General features: G+C 45.2%; 1 protein-coding gene. It reads left to right on the forward strand.

Annotation, left to right across the window (positions count from 1 at the left end; translation table 11 throughout):
* Positions 1-611, forward strand: a 611-nt coding sequence (locus AACP56_RS17930; RefSeq protein ID WP_339339091.1) for an efflux RND transporter permease subunit, incomplete at both ends; no start/stop codon positions are given.

A 611-nucleotide genomic window follows, 5' to 3' on the forward strand; every position in this document is an offset into this window, starting at 1 on the left:
GCAGACCTTGATGATTTACTTGGCCATCCCGATGGCGACCATTGGCGGTGTATTCGCACTATGGCTTCGGGATATGCCTTTCAGTATTTCCGCAGGGGTCGGCTTTATCGTCCTCTTTGGTGTTGCCGTCCTGAACGGACTGGTAATGATTAGCGGTCTAAATGAATTGAAGGAAGAAGGCGTGACCAATTTAAAAGACCGAATAATTGAAGGTACAAAACGCAGAATACGTCCCATTATGCTGACGGCCTTTACCGATATTTTAGGATTTCTTCCGATGGCGATATCAGCTTCGGCAGGTGCTGAAGTGCAGCGACCCTTGGCGACCGTGGTAATCGGTGGATTGATAACATCAACGCTTCTGACGCTCTTTATCCTTCCCATCTTTTACCAATGGGTCGAAAAACGGTCGGAACGGAAGAAGAAATTCAATCCAAAATTTGTTACCGCAACAGCCGTGGTCTGCCTTTTATTCACTTCCGCTTTCGCGAAAGCACAACAAGTCCAACCTCAAGATTCTTTACCAATTGTTTCATTGGAAAGAGCAGTAGAAATTTCCAAGGAAAACTATCCGTTATTGAAAACGAAACAGTTGGAAATTCAACGACAGA

The sequence above is a fragment of the Croceitalea sp. MTPC6 genome (assembly GCF_036985525.1).
In the GTDB taxonomy this organism is placed as follows: Bacteria; Bacteroidota; Bacteroidia; order Flavobacteriales; family Flavobacteriaceae; genus Croceitalea.